Origin of the sequence: Microbacterium sp. (assembly GCF_030149085.1) — a bacterium.
GTDB lineage: Bacteria > Actinomycetota > Actinomycetes > Actinomycetales > Microbacteriaceae > Microbacterium.
Window position 1 is genome coordinate 1 of sequence record NZ_JASBSF010000081.1, and the last position, 1,863, is coordinate 1,863.

2 protein-coding genes and 1 pseudogene are annotated in these 1,863 nt (G+C 66.9%); 1 reads left to right on the forward strand and 2 read right to left on the reverse strand.

Translation table 11 applies throughout. The features are described 5' to 3' along the window. Positions 1-516, reverse strand: a pseudogene (locus Q1V87_RS03370) (hypothetical protein); the annotation flags it as partial. Between the two features lie 113 nt (positions 517-629). Here Q1V87_RS03370 and Q1V87_RS03375 point away from each other — a divergent pair. Further along, positions 630-1,451, forward strand: coding sequence for a lytic murein transglycosylase (locus tag Q1V87_RS03375; protein WP_300590850.1), 822 nt, complete (start codon positions 630-632; stop codon positions 1,449-1,451). Positions 1,452-1,458: 7 nt separating this feature from the next. Here the strand turns inward: Q1V87_RS03375 and Q1V87_RS03380 are convergent. After that, a partial coding sequence (locus Q1V87_RS03380) for a VTT domain-containing protein (protein WP_300590851.1) occupies positions 1,459-1,863 on the reverse strand: 405 nt, incomplete at its 5' end.

Here is a 1,863-nt window from a genome sequence, read left to right on the forward strand (position 1 = left end):
TGTCACCGTGAAGCCCGTGAGGCGCTCGTCGCCCGGCTCGAAGAGGTACATGCGATCCGTACTCGGCCGGTAGCAGCCGAGGGTCACCGCGCCGCCTTCTGCCTCGCCCCCCTGCGATGGAGAGGGGGACGGATCGGGCTCACCGCCGTGCCCTCGTTCGCACAGGGTCAGGATGTCGTCGCCGACCAGCTCTGGTTCGGTGCGATAGAACACCTCACGCCCCGAATCTGTCAGCGACATCTGATCGGCGAGCGTCGCGACTGCGGCTGACGGCTCGGGCACAGGCCCCCAGTCGCCGGGCAGATCGAGCGTCTGCGCAACCCACCCCTGAGCGGGCAGCAGCCAGCCACGCACCGGTTCAGGCAGGTGCTGAGCGAACATCACGCTCGCGCCGAGTCCGATCGCAATGACGAGCGCGCCTAGCGCAACCCACCATCCGGTGGTGCTGCGTCGCCGGCTCGGCGGATCCGACGGATGATCGTCGCCCGCCGGATCCGGTTCGTCAAAGAGGGTCATCGGGTCTCCGTAGGTGTGCGCTACGAACAGTAGCGGGCAGAGGATGGAGATCGCTGATGCTGATGGTGTCGGCATCCGTTCGTCTCGCATCGCTATCATCTGGGCGACTCGACATGACTGAACCGATGAACCACTCACCCGACCCGCCAGTGCGCTCTGGAATCGGTGGCACGCTCGGCCTGCTTGCAGCGATTCTTGTGATCGCAGGGACGCTCGTCTGGGTGTTGCTGAATGTCTCTGCGGCGGTGTCAGCTCCCGCGGGGGAGCGCGGGTCGGAGGCGCCGCCTGCCGTGGCGCCGGAACCGCCCGTCGCAGACACGGATGCTGCGGCAGACACGGTGCACGATGCAGCGACCTCGAGCCCGGCACCCATGAGCTCAGGGCCTGATCCGGCCTGGGTGGCGCGTGTAGCCGCCGCGACCGGCATCCCGGAGCGGGCCATGACCGCGTACGCGTCAGCAGCACTGGCGATCTCGACGATGCAACCCGGCTGCGGACTGGGGTGGAACACGATCGCCGCGATCGGATCGGTGGAGTCAGATCACGGGCGCCACGGGGGAGCGGTGCTCGGGACAGACGGATTCCCCGAGCCCGCCGTTCGGGGTGCCGCGCTGGACGGGAACGGGGTTCAGGCGATCCCCGACACCGATGGTGGGCGGTGGGATGCCGACACCGTCTGGGATCGCGCCGTGGGGCCCATGCAGTTCATCCCCTCGACGTGGTCGAGCTGGGGCTCAGATGGCAACGGCGACGGCGATGCCAACCCGAACCAGATCGACGATGCCGCGCTCGGCGCAGCTCGCTATCTGTGCGCCTCCGGATCGGTTGCAACCGCTGAGGCTTGGCGGGCTGCGGTGTTCAGCTACAACAACCTGGACAGCTACGTCGATGAGGTGGCTCGGCGCGCGAACGAATACGCGGCGCGCGCCGGCTGACCGACCCTTACTGAGAGTCCTCGGGGCGGTGCTCGAACACGTCGGGCTCCAGAGCCAGGTCGCGCGCTTCGGCGGCATCCGTCTCGAGCTTCTCGCCTGACGCTGCTTCTTTCCGCGACTTCCACTTCTCGCTGAAGTAGTGGTAGGCGACGACCAGCGCCGTGCCGCCGACCGCAATCAACAGGATGATGTCGATGTACTCGGTTACGAGGTCACGAACCCACGGGATGTAGGCGATGAGGTAGCCGACCATGGTGAGACCGAATCCCCACAGCAGCGCGCCGATCAAGTTGTAGAGCGTGTACCTGCGCCAGGGCATGTGTCCAACGCCCGCAGCGACGGGGGCGAAGGTGCGCACGATCGGAACGAATCGGGCGAGGATGACGGTGATTCCGCCGAAACGTTCGAAGAA